Consider the following 20,612-nt stretch of genomic DNA (forward strand, 5'->3'; position numbering starts at 1 on the left):
TCCCATTCATATTGAAAACGCCTGAACAGGCCATGCTATAATTTATCGGTTCAACTGATCCATATAAACCCATGATTCTTGAAGAGCTGAAGTTTGGAACAGAGCTTCTGAAACGGGGTTTTGCATCCATGCAGAAGGGGGGCGTCATCATGGATGTTGTCTCCGCTGAGCAGGCGGTGATCGCAGAGAATGCAGGTGCAGTTGCTGTGATGGCACTCGAACGGGTCCCTGCTGATATCAGGAAAGCCGGGGGTGTCTCCCGGATGGCAGATCCGACAAAGATCGTTGAGATAACAGAAGCTGTCTCGATCCCGGTGATGGCAAAGGTCAGGATCGGCCACTTTGTCGAGGCACAGGTGCTCCAGGAGCTTGGTGTCGATATGATCGATGAGTCCGAGGTGCTGACACCGGCAGATGAGGAGTTCCATGTGGACAAGAAGGCATTCTCGGTGCCGTTTGTCTGTGGTGCCCGGAACCTTGGCGAGGCGCTCAGGCGGATCAATGAAGGGGCTGCCATGATCCGGACAAAGGGAGAAGCAGGCACCGGAAACGTCGTCGAGGCGGTCCGTCACATGCGGGCGATCCAGTCTGAGATCCGGATGCTGAAAGGAATGGATGATCAGGAACGGGCAGGGTATGCCCGGAAGATCGAAGCCCCTGTAGAGCTGGTTCTGGATGTGGCAAACCGCGGACGGCTCCCGGTTGTAAACTTCTCGGCAGGCGGAATCGCAACCCCATCAGATGCAGCACTGATGATGCAGCTTGGTGCAGACGGTGTCTTTGTCGGCTCAGGGATCTTCAAATCAGAAAACCCGGAGAAGATGGCAAAAGCGATCGTCGAGACTGTCCACCATTTCAATGATCCAAAGGTGATCGCAGAGGTAAGCCGCGGTCTTGGCGAGGCAATGCCGGGTATTGATGTCCATACCTTAACTCCAGATGAGAGGTTGCAGACACGTGGCTGGTAAGATCGGTGTGCTTGCCCTTCAGGGCGATGTATCTGAGCATGTAACTGCATTCGAAGATGCGCTTGGCCCGGATGGAGAGGTTTCCCTCTTCCGGGATGCATCCGATATTGAAAAGTTTGACGGGATCGCACTCCCGGGTGGTGAATCCACCACCATCATGCGGTTGATCCAGAAGGCGGGGATGCTCCGCCCCCTTCAGCAGTATGAGGGCGGTATCTTTGCCACCTGTGCGGGGATGGTGCTGCTTGCATCCGAGGTGCAGGATGACAGCCTCTTTGAACCGCTTGGTGTGATGGATATGACCGTAAAGCGGAACGCCTTTGGCCGCCAAAGGGAATCATTTGAGGCTGATATCGAATGTGTAGGTCTTGAAACACCCTTCCATGCGGTCTTCATCCGGGCGCCTGTGGTCACCCGTGTAGGGTATGGAACCGAGGTGCTTGCGTCCCTCCCGCAGGGGTACGTTGCGATCCGGCACGGCTTCCATATGGCGTTTTCATTCCACCCCGAACTTGGTGGGGACCTGAGGTTCCACCGGCTCTTCCTTGAAAGGCTCGGCCTCTGATATTCAGAGGTGTTCGAGCGCTTCTTTTCCAGTCATTCCGATGACTATGCCACGTTTTGTGGCGGGAACGTTAACTTCCTTCACCATCGCATCCAGGATCTCATCGATGGTGGCAATAGATGGTCCATCAACCGGTTTCATCGATAACGTACCTTTCTTTCTGTAAATTCTCTGACCCTGCTCTCCTTGGTTGATCATTCTCTCTCGTCCGACAAATACCTTCTGCCCGTCACCCACTCTTCGTTGATGTCCATCAAGATAGCTCCTATGAGTCTGAGGAGGGACTCATCATTCGGGAACACCCCTGCAACCCTTGTTCTCCGCTTCAACTCTTTATTCATCCTCTCCATCATATTTGTCGTTCTGATTTTCTTCCAGTGTTCTTTTGGAAACGCAGTATAACTCAAAAGTCCGGGGATGAATCTCTCGATAGTATTCGCTGCCTTCCTGTATCCTTTGTCATTTAACTCATCAGCGAGAGCCTGAAGCCTTTCCTCACTACCGTAGGCATCTCTCAGACAGTCACCGATCTCTTTCTGTATCTTGCGAGGGATATTCTTCAAAACTGCTCGTGTACAATGGACCTGACACATCTGCCAGGATGTTCCGAGGAACGCTCCTTCAACAGCCTTCTGGATCCCTGTGTGTCCATCAGAAACAACCATTTGAACTCCATCCAATCCTCTTTCCTTGAGGTCTTCGAAGATTGACAGCCAGAAATCTTCATTCTCGCATGCAGTGATGGTGACCCCGAGAACCTCTCTTCGATAGTCCTCACGAATTCCAGCAACAATCAAAGCTGCCTTGTTGACATATCGAACACCTTCTCTGACTTTAAAGTACGATGCATCAACGATGAGATAGGGAATCTTGTGTTCAATGGGTCTCGTGAGGAATGCCTGAACCTGCTCATCCAGATCTCTGGCCATCCGTGATACAGAGGCAGGAGAGAGCTGTTCGATACCAAGATGACTAACAATATCCTGGATCCTCCGTGTCGAAACACCTTGAAGATAGGACTCAACGATAGCGTTCACCAATGCCTTCTCAACACGGGAGTATTTCCCAAAAATCTGTGTTTCAAAGGGCATATTCCGAAACTGTGGTTTCTGAAGCGTCGTCTCTCCATATCGGGTTTTAAGCGTCCGTGACTTGTACCCGTTCCGAAGAGCCTTTCGCTCATCAGTTCGTTCATAATGACCGGCTCCTGCCTGTTGGAGCGCTTCCATAAGCATCACCTGGTTGAGGAACCAAGTGATCAGATTCTTCATGCCATTCTGATTATCGGAAAGATAATCTTCGATAAATGCATAGGTATCCATGGCCCTGTGTCTCCTTTCGACAAACTATGGTAGGCTGCAGGGCCAATTTAAATTTTACAGAAGATTTGTTACGTTACCGTTTCATCTTCGCTGCCGGGATACCGAACCGCTCAAGTGCAGCGATATCAAAGGCGCCGCACCCTATCATCCCTTCTTCTGTTTTGATGAAGACGAGATTCACAGGCCCGACAGGGATTGCATATCCGTCTGCTGACTGGTTATTGAGTTGAATTGTTGTGTGGATCAATTCTCTTCCCTCTGGTTTAATCATCCAGTGTTCCGAAATAGGAGACGATCCGATCTGCTATCGTCTTTGCAGAGCTCATGGCGACGGTATCGGATCGGACATCGCCCGGCAGGTATCCTCTTCCGATGATGTGGCCAAGGTATCCATATTCATGGGTTGAGAGGAATGCCTCAAGGGTTTCGAGTGCCCGCGAGCCTCCCTTATCTGCGCAGATGGTGATTGCCACAGCTTTCCGCCCGGCAAGACGGCGGTCATGATAAAGTGAGTAAGTACGGTCGATCAGGTTCTTCACCTGTCCGGATACATCAAAGTAATAGGTGGGAGATCCGATCACAAGGAGGTCCGCGTGTATCATCTTCTCTGCAATCTCCGGCCAGTCATCGTTTTTGATCGTGCACCACTTCTCTTCCTTGCATTTTTCGCACCCGATACAGGGATGGATATGTTTGCCTGCAAGGGTGATGTACTCAGTAGGAATCCCTTTTTCAGAGATATGGTTGAGCACCTCCTGAACAAGGATGGCGGTGTTTCCCCCCGCCCTCATACTCCCGGATATCCCAAGAACCTTCATAGGGGTATCCTTTGTCTGGTATGACTAATACCTTGTGATCGAGGCTACAAGACCAATGGATACAAATGCCTTGGTCACCTCTTCGGTTGGATCATCCGGTCGTACAAAGAGGTGGGATCTGCATCTACAATCAGAACATCCAAATTGCGGGATAAAATCACCCCCGATCGCCTCTGCCAGGGAACATTCAAGCCTGGATGATGTAGCTGCCGATACACTCGCAATAAGTGAGATTCCCCTGTCCTGAAGGAGATAATCGATATGCCAGTGCGGCTTCCGTCTGTCCTGTGATGTTGTGAGATGGCGCTGTACCCGGATGAGGCCGCCCGGACCAAGTGCGGAACCCACATAGATGGGGTATCCTTTTGGTATTGTGATACCGCCAAGTGCTCCAACCTGGATCGTTTTGGCGTCAGCCCTGAGGATCAGGGCATAGATCCCTTTATCCATAATATGTTCTGAGGCTCTGTTGCGTGGCGAGGAGGTGCTTTTTCGCACCTTCTGTCACCGGCCGCTCATGCCCCGGATAGAGGCTGTCCACGTCAAGGGGAACCAGTTTATCAACCGAAGCCCTGAGATCGGCAGTACTTCCGCCGGGAAAGTCTGTCCTCCCAAATGATCCATGAGGGAAGACGGTGTCACCGGAGATGAGTGCGCGTTCTGTTTCATCATAGAGACAGATACTTCCCCTGGTATGGCCCGGGGTATGGATCACCCGGAGTTCACCAATCCGGTCGCCGTCAGTGAGGATATGATCCGGTAGTATCATGGGGGGACGTGCACCGAAATTAAATGAGAGGCTCTCCACTTCAGATCGAAGGGCAATTGCATCCTCTTCATGGATATAGACCTCTGCCCCGGTCATCGCCTGAATTTCAGCAAGGTGGGCGATGTGGTCAAAATGGCCGTGCGTCAGAATGATCCTTTTAATCTGGTCGGAAAACCGCTCAAGCGCCATGGGAAAAACTCCGGCATCGATCAGCACCTCACCGATGATATAGGAGTTCGCCTGCCAGCCGCTACCGGGAATCCACTGGATTGGCATGCAGGATAATAAGCTCTCCAGACAGATGGTTCTTATGCACTCACTCATCAGGCAGTGCCAGTCCGGCCTGCCTTCAGGGCTGAACGATCTGGCAGAAGCAGAAGGCATCCCTCCGGAAAAGATGGCAAAATCCATCGCCAGTGGGCGTATTGCTGTTCCTGCCAACCAGCGGCGTGAGATCCGCCCTGCTGCCATTGGAGAAGGGTGCAGGGTCAAAGTGAATGTGAACATCGGCACATCCCAGGGGCGGTGTGATCTGGATCTTGAGATGAGGAAGGCTGAGGCAGCCCTCTCCGCGGGTGCCGATGCCCTGATGGATCTCTCGACAGCAGGGGATCTTACGGCGATCCGAAAGAAGATCCTCTCGCTGCCGGTGCCGGTTGGGACCGTTCCCATCTATGAGGCGATCAGGCGGGCGGGATCAGCTGCCGATCTCACCGCCGATCTCCTCTTCTCGGTGATCCGGGATCAATGCCGGCAGGGCGTGGATTTCCTGACCCTCCATTGCGGGGTGAACCAGGATGCGCTTGAAGCCCTCAGGATCGATCCCCGGATGCTTGGTGTCGTTTCACGGGGCGGGGCATTCCATGTGGCATGGATGGTAGCAACCGGCGAGGAGAACCCGCTCTACTCGGAGTATGACTATCTCCTTGAGATCCTTGCAGAAGATGATGTCACGATCAGCCTGGGTGACGGGATGCGTCCGGGTGCACTCGTTGACAGCGGCCGCCTTGCCAAGACGACTGAATACTTAACCCTCGGAAAGCTTGCCCGCGGTGCCCTTGATGCGGGTGTCCAGCGGATGATCGAGGGGCCCGGCCATATCCCGATCAACGAGGTCGCGTGGAATGTGAAGGTGATCAAAGAGGTGACCGATCATGCGCCCCTGTACCTCCTCGGCCCGCTCGTCACCGATATCGCGACCGGATATGATCATGTAGTAGGCGCCATCGGAGGGGCGATCGCCGCATCTTCGGGAGCGGATTTCCTCTGCATGGTCTCCCCCGCAGAGCATCTGGCGCTCCCCAATGTCGAAGAGATCATCGAGGGGACGCGTGTTGCCAGGATCGCCGCCCATGTCGGGGATATCACCCGGCGGGGGGGCGTGAGCGGGTCTCCCGAGGAGATTCGGATGGCTGTTGCACGGCGGGATCTCGACTGGGAGGCACAGTATGCCGAGATGCTCTTCCCAGACTATGCCCGTTCAATCCATGACCGGGACTCCGAGCGTGAGACCTGCTCGATGTGCGGGGATCTCTGTGCAGTGAAGATGGTGCGGGATCTTCTGCAGAAAAGGGAATAAGTGGGTCTGGGGATTGCCTTATGCAACCCCGATAATCCGCGCGGCAAGGTGTGCGGCGTTCTCGCCACCGTCGACTGCGACACAGGCGACCGGTACACCTTTTGGCATCTGGACGATGGAGAGAAGGGCATCAAGGCCACCCATCTGTTTCCCGGCGACCGGGACACCAATGACGGGTCTTTTGGTTTTTGAGGCGATAACGCCGGGAAGAGCGGCGGACATCCCGGCGATTCCAATAAAGACCTTTGCATCGCTTGCCCTGACATACTCCACAAGCAGTTCGGGGTCACGATGGGCAGATATTACCTTCTCCTCATAGCTCAGGCCATATTCATCGAGTGTTGCGCAGACTTTGCGAACGATCGCTTCGTCTGATTGGGATCCTGCGATGACAGCTACGTCGACCATAGGCTTCACTATCTATTAAGAGGTTTATCTTCTTATAGTACGGACGATCAGGATGCAGAACGAATTACTCCTTATGATGCCAGGGCCGGTGCCTATGCCGGAACGGGTGATAAATGCGATGAGCCGGCAGGCGATTAATCATCGCGGTGAAGAGTTTGGCGGGGTTTATGCAGACTGCGTCAGGGCTCTGAAGCCCTTCTTCGGGACCAAAAACGAGATCTTTCTCCTGAGCGGCTCCGGGACTGCCGGTATGGAGGCGGCGATTGGGAATGTCGGTGTCGGCAGAAAGATCGTCTCGCTGGTAAACGGCAAGTTCGGTGAGCGGCTTGCGGAGATTGGAGGGCGTTATGGCGATATTACGGCTATCGAATCAGAATGGGGGCACCCGCTCCGGCTTGATGCGCTTGCAGAGGCGCTTGAGAACGGTGCCGAAGTCGTAACGATGGTCCATAACGAGACTTCTGCCGGTATTCTCAATCCCGCAGCAGAAGTCGGGAAGCTTGCCCGGAAGCATGATGCCCTCTTCATCATGGACGGGATCACCTCCATCGGCGGCGAGAATGTGGCAGCAGATGAATGGGGAGCAGATATTGCGATCGTCGGCTCGCAGAAATGCCTTGCCGCCCCTGCCGGGCTCTCTGCGGTATCGGTATCGGAGCGGGCGTGGGAGCGCCTCTCAGAGAAACGCCCCTATTACCTTGATCTGAAGGCATATCGGAAGGCTGCATCGAAGAAGCCGATGGAGACCCCCTATACTCCGGCAGTGCCGCTCTTCTTTGCATTCCGTGAGGCATGCCTCATTGCAGAAGAGGAAGGTCTGGAAAACCGGATTGCACGCCACAGGAAACTTGCGGATGCTGTGCGTGCGGCGGCAGCTGCCTGGGGGCTTGACCTGCTGCCGGTATCAGATGCACTTCACTCGCCATCCAATACGGCAACCGCGATTCTGTATCCTGATGGGATCAGCGACTCCGATCTCCGTTCCGGTGTGAAGAAGACCGGTATCCAGATCGCAGGCGGCCAGGATCGGTTGAAAGGAAAGATCTTCAGGATCGGAACGATGGGTGCAGTCGGCACCTATGAAGTGCTTGCAACACTGGCTGCGGTGCAGGGCACCCTTCAGAAACTTGGATATACCCCGGCGGCAGATGGTGTTTCAGCCGCCCTTGAGGTGCTGGTATGAAGATAGGGATCGCAGACACGACCTTCGCACGGGTGAATATGGGTGCAGCGGCTATCGATGAGCTCAAGCGCCATGCCACCGTCAGTATTGAGCGGTATACAGTGCCCGGGATTAAGGATCTCCCGGTAGCCTGCAAGAAGCTCATCGAAGAACGTGGCTGCGATCTCGTGATGGCACTTGGGATGCCGGGCGGGAAGGATAAGGATAAACTCTGCGCACATGAGGCATCGCAGGGCCTTCAGCTCGCCATGCTGATGACGAACAAGCATATCATTGAGGTCTTCGTCCATGAGGATGAGGCAAAAGATGACCGCGAGCTTGCATGGCTCCTTGAACAGAGGACACGGGAGCATGCAGTAAATGCCGTCAAGCTGCTGTTCTATCCACGGGAGCTTGAGCGGGATGCGGGCACCGGCCAGCGGCAGGGATTCCCTGATGCCGGTCCTGCACGACAATAGGAGATGATGATTCTATGACAATTAAACTCGGATTTGTGGTTGCGGAGTTCAACCGTGACATTACCTACATGATGGAGATTGAGGCAGAAGAGCACGCAAAGTTCCTTGGAGCAGAGGTGATCGAGCGGTCATATGTTCCCGGAGCCTATGACATGCCGCTTGCCATCAAGAAGATGCTCAAAGACGGAAATGTCGATGCGGTTGTAACAATCGGCTGTGTCATCGAGGGTGCAACCGGCCATGACCAGATCGTGGTTCAGCATGCATCCCGGAAGATCATCGATCTCTCCCTTGAGTACGAGAAGCCGGTCGCCCTTGGCATCTCAGGTCCCGGTATGACCCGGCTTGAGGCACAGGAGCGGGTTGACTATGCCCGGAGAGCTGTTGAATCCGCAGTGAAACTTGTGCAGCGATTGGCATGAGGCATCTATCACGATCGATCGCTGCGATCACCCCGTCGGCGACGATGGCGATCGCCGATCGGGCAAAGGAGATGGAACGGAACGGGATCGATGTGATCAGCCTCTCCATCGGAGAGCCTGACTTCCCGACACCCTCGCATATTACTGAGGCGGCGATCGATGCCCTGCACAAGGGAGAGACGCACTATGCCCCCTCACGCGGGATTCCCGAACTGCTGGAGGCGGTTGCTGAAAAATTCTCGACCGAGAACGCCGTCCCTGCATCACCGGCCGATTGTATCGTGACTGCCGGGGCAAAGGATGCGATCCGGCTCCTCTGCCAGGCGGTGCTGAACCCCGGTGATGAAGCCATCATCCTTGACCCGTCCTGGGTCTCCTATGAGCCCTGCATCCAGATGGCCGGGGGAAAAGCCATCCATTATCCGCTTGACCCGGTCACCTTCCAGCCCGGGGAGTCGCTTGCGGAGGCGATTACCCCAGCAACCAGGATGATCATCGTGAATACGCCATCGAACCCTACGGGTTCGATCCTGACACGTTCATCGCTTGGGATGATTGCGGATCTCTGTTCCGATCACGATCTCCTTGCACTTTCAGATGAGATCTATGAGAAGCTCGTCTATGATGGAGCAGAGCACATCTCGCTTGCCTCGATTCATGACATGGCAGAGCGGACGGTCACGATAAACGGGTTCTCAAAGGCCTATGCGATGACCGGCTGGCGGCTTGGATATGCGGCCGGTCCGTCGCAGGTGATCAACTATATGAACCGGATCCAGCAGCACTCGGTCTCCCACCCGACGACTTTTGTGATGTGGGGCGGAGTTGCTGCATTGAAGGGCGATCGGTCCTGTGTTACAGAGATGCGGGATGAGTTCGCCAGACGCCGGAGTTTTGTCATCTCACGGCTCAGGCAGGCCGGGTTTGCATGTGCGCCAGCTGACGGCGCCTTCTATGCGTTTGCCAATGTCGGCGGCGATGACAGTGCCGTTGCCTCGGAATGGCTTGAGGAGAAGCATGTTGCGGTGACGCCGGGATCGGCGTTCTGTGCGCCTGGCTGGGTTCGGATGAGCTATGCGACATCGATGGAACGGCTGGAAGAGGCGATGGATAGGGTGTGTGGGGAGTGAGGAGATTTCTCTCATCCCGCTTGATGAGGATTTTACAATTATTCATTGGCATTATAATAATTTTATATATCTTTTACTTCATTGGTACAAATGATATAATTACTACATTAGAAAATGCCTCCATTCTTCTTATTATCTGTGCCATGTGTTGTTATTTTTTGAACAACCTGATAATGGCTTATAGACTTAAGTTGGTAATTGAAGAGATTGGGCAAAAAATTCGTTTTAAATTCGTTTTTTTATCTCATATGGCAGGAATGCTTCTCTCGGATGTAACTCCGATGAGAAGCGGATATGTATACACAGCATATCAACTTCATCAAAGGAATGTTCCACTCAGAAGTGGCATTGCAGGAATAACCAGTACATTCCTGTACGATCTCCTATTTAAATTAGGTTTGGCGATTATTGGTTTGTCCCTTCTTTACTACACCCTTTTCGGGGAGGACATTCTTTTTGTTAGTGTTGGGGTTGTTATATTTCTTTCATGTATAATACTCATTTATGGTATTCTGATGTATCCTCCGGAATGGGTACATAATCTCTTTCACCAAAGGGAGATAACAAAAAAAGCACTTGATCTTGGTGCGGAAAGCAAAAAAATCCAGAGATTATTACCTACTATTCTACTCGTTAGCGTTGTAGGATGGCTATTAAGAGGACTGGAATGGTTTTTTTTGGTATTATCAATTGGGATATTTTCCCTTTCAATTATCGACTGTCTTTTCCTGAATCCAACCCTGACACTCCTCTCAATGGTTCCTTTGACACCTGCCGGTCTGGGATTACAGGAAGCGGGTATAGCTAGTGTAATGGTGGCCTTGGGCGTCTCTCTGGCGATGGGAGTATCTTTCTCATTGCTACTGCGAATAACTGAATTATCTGTGGATTCAATTGGTCTTATTTATCTCCTGAAACGAACGGATAATTCATCTTTAATAGATTTCTATAACTCAATAGATGGAGATATAGATGAACAAGCTTACCATTCTGATCTCCTTGTTCAACGGTTTTTCCAAAGAAGGAAAACGTCAGCAATTGAAGAACATCTGCGATTAGAAAAGGGGCAGATTCTTCTGGATATTGCATGTGGCAGTGGGGTTCAGATCAGAGAGATTTGCAGGGATAAGGCTGGAGTAGCAATTGGTATTGATGCAAATATAAATGCGGTCAGATATGCACGTAGCCGATCACAATCAAATGAAGATTTTTTAATTGCAGATGCATCGTATCTTCCCTTTAAAAATGAAGCTTTTAATCGGATTATATGTGCTGAGATTATTGAGCACTTAATCGATCCAAATCCAACATTATCCGAGTCCTATAGGATTCTTAAAGAGAATGGCCGCTTGGTAGTGACGACGCCGAATGAACGTTCAATCTGGGGGATGTATGAATTGCTATGGGATCTCTTTGGAAGGGGTCGTAATTATGGTGAGACACATCTAAAATTCTATAATCGAAAAGATATGCATCAACTTTTCTCATCTTTTACCGGTGTGAATTGTATGACCTACCTCTGTTTCTCTCCTTTTATTGCACTGGTTGGATCTGAACGATTGCTAGCATTATGGGTCAGAATTGATCGAATCCTGGAAAGAATTGGAATGGGTGTGCTTCTGGTTGTTTCTGGTGATAAAAGACAAAAATAAAGGATCATTGACATAAACCCGGTCTTCGGCAGTAAAAATCAAACTATCAAACATTTGCGTACATAGTTTTATATGAGAGTACATGTTTAATATTCAATTGTTCCACTATGGCTCTTGTAGATGGCTCGAATGTCACCATATCCCATCTTGGGCTCGTTGCCGGTGTGTATGACTCGCTTGGGATCGGCAATCTCATTGATGAACTCATACCCAAGAAACGGCATCACATCGTCTCCCACGGCACCGCTGTCAAAGCACTTCTTCTCAACTCTCTTGGCTTTGTCGAACGGCGGCTCTATATCCGACATTCGGCAGCTAAATTTTCACGCATAATATTTTTCCACTCCCTGCCCGAACAGCCGCGTTATATCCTGTAATTCGTCTGTATAATTGAGAATACGGCACTCAACCCCTGTATCAGTCACTTCTTCGATCTGCCGAACCCGCCTGAACAGATGATAGATCCTAACTTTGCCATTAACAAGAAATAAATTTGTTCTTAGTGATGTTTGTATCGACAAAAATGCAAACAAAACTAAGAACTAATCAGGTTGAGCCGAATGAGAATATATCCTTTCCTATCGGCACCCTTCTCCTCATTGAAAGGCTGTATGAAACCCTGAATTTCTCCTCTGTTTTCGGGAAACACAAGACAAGAGGTATCGACATCAATAATCTGCTTCAAGCTCTTGTCAGCTACAAAATGACGGATAACTTCAGCATAAAGCGGTCTCACGAATGGATCAACCGGCCTGAAGTGCTTACCGAATTCTCTCTCCCTGCATTCAGCGAAAGAACGCTCTACCGTGTCCTTGAAACCCTTGGTGACAACCGGGAAGAGATCATCTCCGATATCCAGGACATCCTGTTTGAGAGGTATGAATTTGAGCATACTAACATCAACATGGACTGGACCAGCATTGTTCTTCACGGTACCAAGGCTCCACTTGGAAAGTATGGCTACAGTCGTGATCATCGGCCAGATAAAAAACAGATCACCGTTGGTATCACAGAACTTGCCGACCCGATCAATATCCCAATTGGGATGACAATTGAACCCGGCAATCTCAATGATCAGACCCATTTCAAGAAGACGTATCGGCAGTCAAGGAACCGGCTCAAAGAGGGATCTCTGGTAATATTTGACAAAGGAGCGAACAGTGTCACCAATACCCAGATGATCCGGGCAGATAATCTCCAGTACATCACCGGAAAGAAGCTCAACAAAAGCGACGACAAGATAATCGCCGAATTCGAGACATATAATCCTCAGATGGTTGATAAGGAATCAGGAATCCGCGGGATTAAACTCGAGAAGCCAAACAGTACGAACTATCTCTACTTCTCAGAAAAGCTGCAGAAAGAGCAACTGGAATCCAGAGCCAGAAAAGTCGTTCGGGAGATAAAAGAAGCAGAGGCCATTCAGGAGAGTATTGACAAGAATAAGGCTCTTCCGAAACGATTCCGGATAAACAATCTTCTTGTGGATGTGGACTACTCCATCCAGACAAAGTTGATTGAACTCTCTGAAGATGATGCTGTCAGGCTTCTTGAAGAGAAGTTCATCACTGGGAGAGAGGGATTCTTCTGCCTGAAATCGAGTAAGAATTTGACACTTACTGAAGCTCTCCAGACCTATCGAAAAAAGGACTCGATCGAGAAGATATTCAACTCACTCAAGAACGAGATCGAGATCAAACCATTGCGCGTATGGACTGATAATAGCATTTATGGCGCTCTAATCATTGGGTTTATTGCACAGTTGTTTGTCTCCCTGATCCGATTTGAGATCCCGGAACTGAAGCATACATCAACAAAATTCATCAAAACGGCGCTATTGAATTTGACAGTTACGGTTGATTCGTGGATGAGGAAGACAAAAAGGTTCATTCACTCCAATTTTGATGCCATTAACACGATGGTTTTACGGCATAATTGGGCAGTTACATGAAATATTGATGGGAAAATCGTCAACTGTCAAATACAGTTTCTCGATGAAATTCTGGAAAAATAAGATCACGATAGTGGATGCTCCCATTTGGTGGCCGAAGCCAAAGTGGCAAACTTAGGTTACAAAATAATATATTCTGAGAAAGGCAACAAAAGGACTCCTGCCTGAGGCGATCAGGTGCCGGATGGACAAGCGCGGCTTCTCAACACCGGAGGAGGTCTGGATGAGAGAGGCAATGCAACCCGAAATCCTAAAGCTCCTCACCTCCCCCTCATTCATATCACGCCCCTACTGGAATGCAGATGAGGTACTTGCAAGCTACCGTGACTTCGTCGAGGGACGTTCATCCTATTCAGGCGAGCTCTGGCGGATCATCTGCACCGAACTCTGGCTCAGGCAGTGTATTGACATGCGCGGCGACCCTTAAGATTGCAAGTACCAGAGACCTGAAGGATATAGTGGGGTATCCCCTTGGGGGTGGGCAGAAATGACAAAATTCCATAACCAAAGGGAGAATACAACCCTTATATCGAGAACATGAGTGACAGAAATTGACGAGAGTGACCTTTGAGCCCATCAAACCACCGATCTGACTTATAAAACCTCCCCATTTTTCCGTCATTCTGCGCTCTTCTGAAAAATCCCATCAATTTATACGTTATTTCCCTCATTTTTCCTGGTCTTCTCACCTTTTTTGCGCCCCTAAGAGGGGTTTTCAGTCAGGTTTATATACTCAGCGTACGACTGGCTCATGGACTCCAGCATTGAGTTCTCGGAAAAAGCAGGTCGAATTAAAGAGATTGAACAGGGAACCTCTATCTCAGAATTCCTGAGTTCATCGCATCTGCACACAATTGCACAGACCATTGAACGAGAATACTACCCCACAGGAAGCACCAGATTCCGTTATCCGGTTCATCTCCTGCTGAAACTCCTTATCATCAAGTGTTTCAGGAAACAATCCTATGCCCGGACAATTCTTCTCCTGACAGACGAGGATTGTTTTCATCTTGGGGCAGAGTTGGGCGAAGATGGGTACATCATACCCAATTCAGCAACACTCCACTACTTCGTGAAATACCGTCTCGGAGTCAAGGGGATGAAACGGCTCATGCACCTTGTCGGCGAGGCAATCCTTCTCTGGGCACAGAATGAGATGGTAGGTATCATTGATTCAACTCCGATTGAAGCTTCCCGGTACGACAAATATGCTCCGTTTCATCCGCACTACTCGGTGAAGATGGATAAAGCGCATATCTTCCATCTGGGACCATACCCTCTTGCAATGGTCTATTCGTATGGAACCGATGCTGATCCATCTCATCTTCTACCTCTTCTTAAACGGGTGAAGACATTGAATCCACGGCTCATCAATGTGCTGCTTGATGCAGGATATGACTCATTTGAAGCACATGCTCAGGTTTGGTATCATCTGAATGCCCGACCCTGTATCGATATCCGGGAAGGAGCAGTTCTCCAGAATGAAGGAAATGTTGAGAGAATCAGACACTGGGTCAACAAGCTCTGGAGAGCAGGGGGAGATATCCACGCTCCCCTGGCTCAACAGTTGAGATTCCTCTTCCAGAACGGAAGAGTGGAACAGGTCGGGATGCATTTCCGAAACAAGAATCTTCTCGACCCTGAATTCTCAGCAATCATGCGAAGCCGTGGTGAGTGTGAACGGGTACATGCCCGGATGAAGGCATCAGTTACCTTTCACCTCAGGAGGATTCAGCATGAAAGCCGGGAACTCTATATAATCCTCAACTTTGTTGTTTATCAAATGCTCCTCCTGACGGGGTTGCGTGCCGGGGTGAAGAACCCGACACACCTGAGTACGTTATTCTGAGGACTGATTCCTGCAGTCAGAAGAGGCAAACCCCTTGGTGAGAGGGGAATAAAGAGAGCGATAGCTTTGTCTTTTCAATGGGTTTTTGGGTAATCTGGCAGTGGAACCGTATCGCTGTTCAAGACAAGGGTAGGGATGTTGAGCTGCTGAGAGAGATCCTCAGTGCTCTTAATGGAGATCTGACGGAACAAATGACCCAGAATTTCATCCCATCAAATCAGGAGGGGTGTTGTTTTGATGGGCTCATACTGGTCTAAGCGGGATATTAATATCCTTGAAACAACCAAACTCTTCATATGGGAAAAAAGAAAACTACAAAGATTCCTGATGATGGCAAAAATACATCTATGGTTGAAAGAAATTATCAATATAATAAGAAATCCTTTTTCGAAATGATAAAATTCAACCGTACTTTTCAACTGGTTTTTTTCCTGACATTCATGGGTCTTTTCCTTCGCTTCTATCAGCTCGGATTCAACTCAATCTGGCTTGATGAGGCATCTACTCTTGTTTTTTCTCGCAAGTCAATAGTTGATATTTGGATGTTGACTGTAGGCGGGGGTGGGGAATTTCACCCTCCGCTTTTCTACTGGATGGAGCATATTATGCTCTTTTTTGGAGATAGTGAGTTTATCCTTCGACTCCTACCTGCACTCTTTGGTGCGCTAACAATTCCTTTGTTTTATCTTGCAGGTCGTGAGCTAATTGATAAACAAACTGGTATTATTGCATCTGCTCTCATTGTTATCTCACCATTTCATATCTATTATTCACAGGATGCACGCTCATATACAATGGCTCTTTTTTTCTTCACACTAACATTTTGGTTATATTGTGTTGCCAGACGCCATGGGGCAACCATTCATTGGTCACTTTTTGCTCTAGCTGGATCACTTACAATCTGGACACATTTTTATACAATTATTCCAGTTGGTGTAATGATTCTATTCGAATTATTCACTCGGGGTCGAGATTATTATCAAAAGGAGCGGAATATTCTACCCTTTGCAATTGGTGTCTCAATTCTTGGGATAACTCTTTTGCCTCTAATTATCGTAGTTTTTAATCTATTTTTCGCGATTACTGATATTGGTGCTGTATATGGGGTACAGGGCTTAGAACTAATAATCTCTACATTTGTCTCCTTTTCAGGATTTAATTCGATAATTGCGGCATTATTCTCCCTTCTTTTCCTCGGGGGTATGTTTGGTATACTTCGTAATAGGTGGGAAATTGGAATATTTCTTCTCCTTATTATGATAATAACCATTTTTATCTCAGTCATTCTCTCACATTCAATGCCGATGAATCCCCGATATTTAATGCCTATCTTCCTCCCCTTTATATTTGGTATGGCTGCTGTATTCAGGCTTATTCCCGAGGGTTTCCGCTCCCCCCACGTGCTCGGCGTAGCCGTTCTTGTCCTCTGCCTCATCCAGGTGCCGTTCCTCGCGGGGTATTATACAACCTATTCAAAGAATGACTGGCGGGGTTTCTCAGGAGTGCTCTCTGAGATAACGGAGCCAGGAGATGTAATAGTTCTAGTTCCGAGCTATATGCATCAGCCTTTTAACTATTACTATTCATATACTTTAGATGGAACACTTCAATCAGCTGCTAATACTGCAGATGATCTCGAAACTATCCGAATTTCTCATCAGGATAACAGGATCTTCTTTATTGTGACCGGCGACATCTTTGCGGCAGATCCATCTGGTGGAGCATATGCATGGCTTGAGAAGAATACCGGGTATGCTGGTTCGCTGACCGGGATACACCTCTTTGTGATCCCGGAGTGATGTGCTGTTGACAGGGAATCCCAAACTCTCCATTATTATACCAACCTTCAATGAAGCAGCGAATATCGGTCGGATGATAGATTCAATTCTTTCTATCCTCAGGAACAGTGGTATTCATGGAGAAGTGCTGGTTGTTGATGACTCTTCGCGTGACGGCACGATCCGGATTGTTCAGGAGATCGCAGCATCCAACCCTGAAGTCCGTATTATTGTCAGGGAGGACGATCCGGGCCTTTCACAGTCGGTTGTTGAAGGATTTTCAGCAGCAAAGGGCGATATCCTTCTTGTTATTGATGCAGACTTTTCGCATCCTCCATCAATGATCCCGGATATGTACAATGCTGTCTGTTCAGGTGCCGATATCGTAGTCGGAAGCCGTTATCTCAAAGGTGGTGGAATCGAAGACTGGCCATTGAAGCGCCGGATCATCTCCCTTGGCGCAACAGGCCTTGCCCGGATTCTTGTCCCTGAAGTAACCGATCCGGTGAGCGGCTTCTTCGCCCTCAAACGATCAGTCGTCTCTGATGCCCCTCTCCGCCCCAGGGGATATAAGATACTCTTAGAAGTTTTGGGAAGAGGCAGATGGGTGACAGTAACCGAGCTTCCCTTCACATTCCATGATCGGGAGGCAGGAGAGAGCAAACTCAGGATGAGCACTATGACTGAGTATGCTGCCCAGGTGAGCTCCATTGCACTCTCTGCCCTGATCTCACGGACAGGTCATGTCTACTCCGAATGGATGAGGCTGATCAAGTTTGGCCTTGTCGCCCTCTCCGGGTTCGTCGTCAATATGGGGCTTTTGTACCTGCTGACGGAGTATGCAGGGTTATATTACCTGGTATCCGCGGTGGTGGCGATTGAACTCTCCATCCTGAATAATTTCATCTTAAATGATCTCTGGACGTTCTCATCCCGGAGAGTGATTCACCGCTACTCCTGGATTAAGCGATTATTTGCTTTCCATATCATCGCCGCAGGGGGCCTGCTCATAAATCTTGGAGTTCTCTATCTCCTCACGGAATTTGGCGGAATCTATTACATGGTTGCAAATCTTGCAGGCATACTGGTAGCATTCCTCTGGAACTTCTTCTTAAACCGCCATCTTACCTGGAAGGGCGGAGTTCCCAAGCAGAACTGAGATCCCTCAATACCAATATTTTTCCTCTCTTCCACAAAAACAGGATAGGACAATGCTCCCTCCCCGCCCAGACGACCCGGCCACCCGCGAAAAGAAGCAGATCGCAGGGGTTGCAATCGCAAGCAACACCTTCCTCGTCATCCTGAAGCTGGCGATTGGTTTTCTCACCGGATCGGTTGCGATCATCTCTGATGCAGTACACTCGGCAACCGACATCATCGCCTCATCTATCGCATATTTTGCCGTCAGGAAATCTGCGCATCCACCGGATGATCAGCATACATACGGGCATGGAAAATTTGAGTCGCTCTCGGGACTCATCGAGGCGACACTGATCCTGCTTGTAGCATTATTCCTCATCTATGAAGCTTCAACTGCCCTGATGCGGGGGGAGAGCACCCTCGACCCCGATCTTCTCGGGCTCGGGATGGTGGCAGTCGGCGTATCTGCGATAGCAAATATCCTGATATCCCACAGGATGATGAAGATCGCCAAAAAGACCGAATCGATTGCACTTGAGAGCGATGCCTGGCATTTGAGGACTGATGTCTATACATCGGTCGGTGTCTTTGCCGGACTTATCCTGATACATTTCACCGGCATACTCCTTCTTGATGCAATCATCGCCCTTGGTGTGGCACTTGTCATCATCAGGACAGGGATCGGCCTTGTGAGGCGATCGCTTGCCGATCTCCTTGACACCCGTCTCCCTGAAGAAGAGGTGGAGCGGATCAGGGAGATCCTGATTGCTCACTGCACTGATTATGTGAACTTCCATGGCCTGAGAACAAGGAGATCCGGCCCTGAGAGGTTCATTGAGTTCCATGTGATGTTTGAGAATGATATCCTCCTCAGCACAGCCCATGATCTGGCAGACCACCTGGAGGCAGATCTGAAGACAGAGTTCCCGAGGTGCCATGTCACCGTCCATATGGAGCCCTGCCATGAGGCATGTGAGGAGTGCGGTGTTGCTCTCTGCCCTGCACGAAGAGAGTGATTGTAACTCCCCTATTCTCTCTTCTTAACCCGCCTTTTTTCGATGGCAAGAATATTTTTCCCATTCTCCCGGAGATAGGATACACCATCCATCATCTCCCTGACGAGATAGATGCCAAGCCCCCCAATCTTCCGCTCATCAATCCCGAGGGTTATATCCGGAGGTGGCAGGCAGAGCGGGTTAAATGGTTTTCCAGAGTCGATAAGGGCGATACTGATCTCCTCCTCTGAACACTTTACCATCACTTCTACCACTCCCTGCTCCTCTCCATATGCATAGGATGAAATATTCGTAAAGATCTCATCTGCTGCAAGCTGGATATCAAAAATCTCTTTTGGCTCTGCACCGGCTTTTTCCAGTGTCTCCTCCAAAAAATCCGCCAGATCCGTAAGGGATTGTATTTCAGCCGGGAATATTCTGCTCGCGAGCATCGGATATGTAATCTGTTATGTTCATAATGAAATATTCCTTCCCTCTCCGATGCAGTTCATCCATAAGGGTGAGAGAGAGGTTGGATTATGACAATCGTTGATCTATCACAGTTCTATTATGATCGTACAGGGAAGAGAAGAGGGAGATAATGTGGATCTTCATTGTGGAGAACCCGGATACCGGGCTGGGGATTTGGGGCAGTACTGATGGACTCTGCCGGGTTCTCAGGCATGCTGAAATAGTATGATTGCAGAGTGAGATGTATGCGCACCCCCTCATATCTCTTCATCGTTCTTCTGATTGGTATTTTCATCGGTGCCGGTGGCACACTGCTCATCAGCGGTTTAACACCAGACGTTCAACCCCTGCCTGATCGCGAGATCATCTTTCAGGTCTCAACGATAGATGCCCTCCTTGAGAGCGTCTATGATGGCGTAATGCCGGTATCGGATCTGAGCCTTTACGGCGATCTCGGGATCGGGACCTTCGACTCGCTTGATGGGGAGCTGATCATGGTTGACGGTGTTGTCTACCAGGCACGTGCAGATGGATCGGTTGTGGTTGCTCCTCTGGATCTTCTGGTTCCGCTTGCAGCAGTGACTTTTTTTGATCCCGATATCACGATACCACATCTATCGACCGGAAATTTTGCTGAATTTGAGGAATATATTGATGGAACAATCAGGTCGGAGAACCTGAAATATGCGATCCGGATAGACGGGATGTTCCCGAAGGTGACGGTTCGTGCCCCTCACAGGCAGGAGCGGCCATACCCTCGCCTTGTCAATGCCCTGGCTGATCAGTATATGGCAACCCATACCAACATCAGCGGAACTGCTGTCGGCTTCCGTCTTCCTGCGTATGTTGCCGGATTGAATGTTCCGGGATATCATCTCCATTTCATCAGCGATGATCGGAGTGTCGGAGGCCATATTGTGGATTTTTCCCTTGATTCTGTAACTGTATCACTTGATGAAACCCTTAACTTCATGATGCGGCTTCCGACAGAAGGAGGTTTCATAGATGCAGATCTCACAGCTGATCTCTCGGATGAGCTTACGGTAGTCGAACGTCCGGGGCAGGATTAGGCGGGATTTTCATGATGATAAGGATTAAGTGCAAATGTAACATATGTTTTACATTCTCAGGCACCTGAATCTGGTGCCGGTGGT

The 20,612-nt window shown here is 49.7% G+C and carries 23 protein-coding genes and 1 pseudogene; 16 read left to right on the forward strand and 8 right to left on the reverse strand.

Features of this window, described 5'->3' with window-relative positions:
* Window positions 1-71: 71 nt before the first annotated feature.
* On the forward strand, window positions 72-968 hold the full coding sequence (gene pdxS / locus ACYUBO_RS00210; protein WP_460371458.1) for a pyridoxal 5'-phosphate synthase lyase subunit PdxS: 897 nt from the start codon (window positions 72-74) through the stop codon (window positions 966-968).
* Entirely contained in the window at window positions 958-1,533 is a 576-nt protein-coding gene (pdxT, locus tag ACYUBO_RS00215; RefSeq protein WP_460371461.1) for a pyridoxal 5'-phosphate synthase glutaminase subunit PdxT, read from the forward strand. Before pdxS ends, pdxT begins: the two co-directional genes overlap by 11 nt.
* A gap of 3 nt (window positions 1,534-1,536) precedes the next feature.
* Here pdxT and ACYUBO_RS00220 read toward each other — a convergent pair whose 3' ends face one another.
* The 6 genes from ACYUBO_RS00220 to ACYUBO_RS00245 all read right to left on the reverse strand — a co-directional run bounded on the left by ACYUBO_RS00220 (window position 1,537) and on the right by ACYUBO_RS00245 (window position 4,718).
* Window positions 1,537-1,674 (reverse strand): DUF1805 domain-containing protein, encoded by a 138-nt coding sequence (locus ACYUBO_RS00220; protein WP_460371462.1) that lies wholly within the window; start codon window positions 1,672-1,674, stop codon window positions 1,537-1,539.
* Window positions 1,675-1,727: 53 nt separating this feature from the next.
* Window positions 1,728-2,855 carry an IS256 family transposase gene (locus ACYUBO_RS00225; RefSeq protein ID WP_460371464.1) on the reverse strand — a complete coding sequence of 376 codons (1,128 nt, stop codon included), beginning with the start codon at window positions 2,853-2,855 and terminating at the stop codon, window positions 1,728-1,730.
* 73 nt (window positions 2,856-2,928) lie between these two features.
* Window positions 2,929-3,126: a hypothetical protein gene (locus ACYUBO_RS00230; RefSeq protein WP_460371466.1), complete on the reverse strand. Its 198-nt coding sequence runs from the start codon at window positions 3,124-3,126 to the stop codon at window positions 2,929-2,931.
* On the reverse strand, window positions 3,119-3,673 hold the full coding sequence (locus ACYUBO_RS00235) for a flavodoxin family protein (RefSeq protein WP_460371468.1): 555 nt from the start codon (window positions 3,671-3,673) through the stop codon (window positions 3,119-3,121). Before ACYUBO_RS00235 ends, ACYUBO_RS00230 begins: the two co-directional genes overlap by 8 nt.
* Window positions 3,674-3,697: 24 nt before the next feature.
* A complete protein-coding gene (locus ACYUBO_RS00240; RefSeq protein ID WP_460371470.1) occupies window positions 3,698-4,123 on the reverse strand; it encodes a GIY-YIG nuclease family protein in 426 nt (141 codons plus the stop codon).
* Window positions 4,116-4,718 carry an MBL fold metallo-hydrolase gene (locus tag ACYUBO_RS00245; RefSeq protein WP_460371472.1) on the reverse strand — a complete coding sequence of 201 codons (603 nt, stop codon included), beginning with the start codon at window positions 4,716-4,718 and terminating at the stop codon, window positions 4,116-4,118. The genes ACYUBO_RS00240 and ACYUBO_RS00245 overlap by 8 nt, the downstream gene beginning before the upstream one ends.
* On the opposite strand from ACYUBO_RS00245, the gene thiC reads away from it, so the two are divergent.
* Window positions 4,717-6,021: a phosphomethylpyrimidine synthase ThiC gene (gene thiC / locus ACYUBO_RS00250; RefSeq protein ID WP_460371474.1), complete on the forward strand. Its 1,305-nt coding sequence runs from the start codon at window positions 4,717-4,719 to the stop codon at window positions 6,019-6,021. The two genes, ACYUBO_RS00245 and thiC, sit on opposite strands and share 2 nt — an antisense overlap.
* Window positions 6,022-6,039: 18 nt before the next feature.
* On the opposite strand, the gene purE is transcribed toward thiC, so the two are convergent.
* The gene (purE, locus tag ACYUBO_RS00255) at window positions 6,040-6,429 is read right to left on the reverse strand and encodes a 5-(carboxyamino)imidazole ribonucleotide mutase (RefSeq protein WP_300328094.1); all 390 of its coding nucleotides are present in this window, start codon (window positions 6,427-6,429) and stop codon (window positions 6,040-6,042) included.
* A gap of 52 nt (window positions 6,430-6,481) precedes the next feature.
* Between purE and ACYUBO_RS00260 the strand changes: the two genes are divergently transcribed.
* The 12 genes and pseudogenes from ACYUBO_RS00260 (at window position 6,482) to ACYUBO_RS00315 (ending at window position 19,008) form a co-directional block, all read left to right on the forward strand.
* Entirely contained in the window at window positions 6,482-7,612 is a 1,131-nt protein-coding gene (locus ACYUBO_RS00260) for a pyridoxal-phosphate-dependent aminotransferase family protein (protein WP_460371476.1), read from the forward strand.
* On the forward strand, window positions 7,609-8,070 hold the full coding sequence (ribC, locus tag ACYUBO_RS00265) for a riboflavin synthase (protein WP_300328100.1): 462 nt from the start codon (window positions 7,609-7,611) through the stop codon (window positions 8,068-8,070). Before ACYUBO_RS00260 ends, ribC begins: the two co-directional genes overlap by 4 nt.
* Before the next feature lie 14 nt (window positions 8,071-8,084).
* Window positions 8,085-8,492 carry a 6,7-dimethyl-8-ribityllumazine synthase gene (ribH, locus tag ACYUBO_RS00270; RefSeq protein WP_292737109.1) on the forward strand — a complete coding sequence of 136 codons (408 nt, stop codon included), beginning with the start codon at window positions 8,085-8,087 and terminating at the stop codon, window positions 8,490-8,492.
* Window positions 8,489-9,622 (forward strand): pyridoxal phosphate-dependent aminotransferase, encoded by a 1,134-nt coding sequence (locus ACYUBO_RS00275; protein ID WP_460371478.1) that lies wholly within the window; start codon window positions 8,489-8,491, stop codon window positions 9,620-9,622. The genes ribH and ACYUBO_RS00275 overlap by 4 nt, the downstream gene beginning before the upstream one ends.
* On the forward strand, window positions 9,619-11,274 hold the full coding sequence (locus tag ACYUBO_RS00280) for a flippase-like domain-containing protein (protein WP_460371480.1): 1,656 nt from the start codon (window positions 9,619-9,621) through the stop codon (window positions 11,272-11,274). The genes ACYUBO_RS00275 and ACYUBO_RS00280 overlap by 4 nt, the downstream gene beginning before the upstream one ends.
* Window positions 11,275-11,381: 107 nt before the next feature.
* A pseudogene (locus ACYUBO_RS00285) lies at window positions 11,382-11,576 on the forward strand (DUF4277 domain-containing protein); the annotation flags it as partial.
* Between the two features lie 221 nt (window positions 11,577-11,797).
* Window positions 11,798-13,225, forward strand: coding sequence for an IS1634 family transposase (locus tag ACYUBO_RS00290; RefSeq protein WP_460371482.1), 1,428 nt, complete (start codon window positions 11,798-11,800; stop codon window positions 13,223-13,225).
* A gap of 136 nt (window positions 13,226-13,361) precedes the next feature.
* Window positions 13,362-13,652 carry an asparagine synthase-related protein gene (locus ACYUBO_RS00295; protein WP_460372418.1) on the forward strand — a complete coding sequence of 97 codons (291 nt, stop codon included), beginning with the start codon at window positions 13,362-13,364 and terminating at the stop codon, window positions 13,650-13,652.
* A gap of 324 nt (window positions 13,653-13,976) precedes the next feature.
* The gene (locus ACYUBO_RS00300; RefSeq protein ID WP_460371484.1) at window positions 13,977-15,074 is read left to right on the forward strand and encodes a transposase; all 1,098 of its coding nucleotides are present in this window, start codon (window positions 13,977-13,979) and stop codon (window positions 15,072-15,074) included.
* Between the two features lie 296 nt (window positions 15,075-15,370).
* On the forward strand, window positions 15,371-16,873 hold the full coding sequence (locus ACYUBO_RS00305) for a glycosyltransferase family 39 protein (RefSeq protein WP_460371486.1): 1,503 nt from the start codon (window positions 15,371-15,373) through the stop codon (window positions 16,871-16,873).
* Window positions 16,874-16,880: 7 nt separating this feature from the next.
* Window positions 16,881-18,011, forward strand: coding sequence for a glycosyltransferase (locus ACYUBO_RS00310; RefSeq protein ID WP_460371488.1), 1,131 nt, complete (start codon window positions 16,881-16,883; stop codon window positions 18,009-18,011).
* 52 nt (window positions 18,012-18,063) lie between these two features.
* Complete coding sequence (locus tag ACYUBO_RS00315; RefSeq protein WP_460371490.1) at window positions 18,064-19,008, forward strand: cation diffusion facilitator family transporter; 945 nt, start codon at window positions 18,064-18,066, stop codon at window positions 19,006-19,008.
* 11 nt (window positions 19,009-19,019) lie between these two features.
* Here ACYUBO_RS00315 and ACYUBO_RS00320 read toward each other — a convergent pair whose 3' ends face one another.
* Window positions 19,020-19,439: an ATP-binding protein gene (locus ACYUBO_RS00320; RefSeq protein ID WP_300329947.1), complete on the reverse strand. Its 420-nt coding sequence runs from the start codon at window positions 19,437-19,439 to the stop codon at window positions 19,020-19,022.
* Between the two features lie 264 nt (window positions 19,440-19,703).
* Between ACYUBO_RS00320 and budA the strand changes: the two genes are divergently transcribed.
* Window positions 19,704-20,528 (forward strand): acetolactate decarboxylase, encoded by an 825-nt coding sequence (gene budA / locus ACYUBO_RS00325; protein ID WP_460371492.1) that lies wholly within the window; start codon window positions 19,704-19,706, stop codon window positions 20,526-20,528.
* Window positions 20,529-20,612 lie beyond the last annotated feature (84 nt).

It is taken from the genome of Methanocalculus sp. MC3 (assembly GCF_054767395.1).